A 2,313-nucleotide genomic window follows, 5' to 3' on the forward strand; every position below is an offset into this window, starting at 1 on the left:
ACCAGGAGAAAATCCGGAGACGGATGCCTGGTTTACCACCTTCTATATTGAAAATCATCTCGACTATTTTACGCATCCGGATCAGGCCGCCACGCCGGAGCAGATCAGATTTATGGTCTATACCGAGGAGGATGAGCGCTACTATCCATGTTCCGACCGTATGTTTGCGGCTATCATGAGCAGAGGCCGGTCTGATTTTATCCGGGAAAAATATAATGAAGTGCTGCAGCGGATAATGGAGCTTATCAATCGACAAATCGAAGATCAAAACGAAAAAAAATATTTGAAATCTCTCATTAAAATCAAATTTAAGCATGAAACTCGTGATGAAATTATGATACCTTCCCGGCTTGAAAAGCGCCTTATGCGGATCTTTTTGAACCACACCCACATTGAAGACCCATACCTTTTTGAAAAAGCCAGGCGCAACCGGCAGGTCGGCACGGCCCTAAACTCAGAGGCTTTTCAAAAGGCGCTCAACCATGTGGACAGCTCGCAGCTTGTAAAAGCTCCCACGACGTTGACGGCCATCAAAGAACATATTGAACACCTCGAATTCAAAAGACTCATTTCGCTGTCGGTTGAAAACTCACTGTGGGAATCGGATAAATCCTCAAGTTACACTAAGGAGGATTATCTTAAGCTGTTTAACCGCCCTTTATCCGGCAATGGTGTTGATTCTCTGTTTCAATTCTTAGGTATTCAAAGCAAAGCTGGCGCCCCGCAAACCGTCCGGTCCAAAAAAATTCTTTGGCTGACCAATGAAGCCGGTGAAGTAATGGTCGATTTGAGCATTATTCATTACCTGGTCAAGCTGGGGCATAAAATCATAATCGCTTTCAAGGAGGGGGCCCTTTTTACGAAGGTAGACTTTGCAGATGCTCAGGAAGACGAAACGCTATTTAAAAAACTGGAAAGTGCACTGTTTATCCAAGAAAATAATATGACCAAAAACGAACTGCTGAAAATGCTAAGAAGCGAATACTACATCTTTGCCATATCAGACGGAACACGCGAAAACCTCAATCTCCTGCTGACATCAACAGCATTTGCCAGAATATTCAAAGAGGTTGACGGGGTTATATCCAGAGGTCATCAACAGAAGCGGCGATTCTTTGATACTCACTTTCACTTTACTCAAGACATATTCAATATCTCAGAAGATGACCAGGGGTCGATTTCGATCTGCTATAAACCAAAGCATCCGTCGGTGATCAAATTTTCACACAAAGATCTTGAAAGCAAAGCTCAAACGATCATCGACCATATGGAAACCGCCAAAAAGAAAGGCATGACCGTTGTTTTTTATAGCGGAATCATCGGTTCCATTCCCGGAAAAATCGGCATAGCCAAAAAGATCATGTCGGTTTTTGTAGAGTTTCTCAAAAAGCAGTCGGCCATGACTTTTATCATTAACCCTTCTGAATATTTTGAACCGGGTATGGATGCCGACGATCTGATGTACATGTGGGAGATAGTACAGAGAAGCGGTTTGATCGACATCTGGCGCTTTCAGACATACGATGATATTGCCCAGGCATTTCAGATCATGAATAAAAAGGTCCCGCCGGAGTGGGTTGGCAAGGACGCCACTTTCAGTACCGGATGCACCAAGGAAATGAGGAGCGCTCTTGACGTTCAAATGAAGCATCCTGAAATGCAGATCATCGGTCCTGCAACAGAAAAGTTTATGCGGCGGGATGAATACGGTATCGGTAAGATGTATGACAAACGGCTTAGTTAGTTTCCATCCATAAATGGCTATTTTTCCGATGAGCGGCGTTCTCTCTCCGAGGCGTTCTCTCTCCGAGGCGTAGGCTCTACGAGCCGGAGGCTCTCCGAGGCGTAGGCTCTACGAGCCGGAGGCCGCGGGTTTCCGCGCGCTTGTCCCGCCTATATTGGCGGGGCGACGTACTAAAGTACGCCTCCCCGCATACAGCGGGACAGGCGGGCGAAAACCCTTGTGCGGCCTTGCTCATCGACCCTGATTTTATAATTTGGCCCTCATTTATGAATTGGAAACTGCTTAGTGCTCCAATTTATTTATGGATGGGCACTAGTTAGGATAGGAAGTTAGGATAGAATTTTGCGCAGGACATATTGCAAAATGCCGCCGTTTTTAAAGTAAGCCACATCAATATCGGTGTCCAGTCGTGAAACCACTTCAAAATCGATAGTTTTGCCGTCTTTTTTTACGGCTTTGACCGGCAATATTTTTCTGGGATTCATATCTTTGATTCCGCTGATATAAAACGTTTCAAAACCCGTTAAACCGAGGCTTTCCAAATTTTCACCGGCTTTAAATACCAGCGG

The 2,313-nt window shown here is 45.1% G+C and carries 2 protein-coding genes; one reads left to right on the forward strand and one right to left on the reverse strand.

What is annotated here, in order from left to right; all coding sequences use genetic code 11:
- Positions 1 to 1,744: ARMT1-like domain-containing protein (locus V3S16_RS12960; protein WP_413885590.1), on the forward strand; the 1,744-nt coding region annotated here is incomplete at its 5' end.
- Positions 1,745 to 2,073: 329 nt separating this feature from the next.
- On the opposite strand, the gene V3S16_RS12965 is transcribed toward V3S16_RS12960, so the two are convergent.
- On the reverse strand, positions 2,074 to 2,313 hold a 240-nt coding region (locus V3S16_RS12965; RefSeq protein ID WP_413885591.1), incomplete at its 5' end, for a hypothetical protein.

This window comes from Candidatus Desulfatibia sp. (assembly GCF_036446775.1).
Classification (GTDB): Bacteria; Desulfobacterota; Desulfobacteria; order Desulfobacterales; family UBA11574; genus Desulfatibia_A.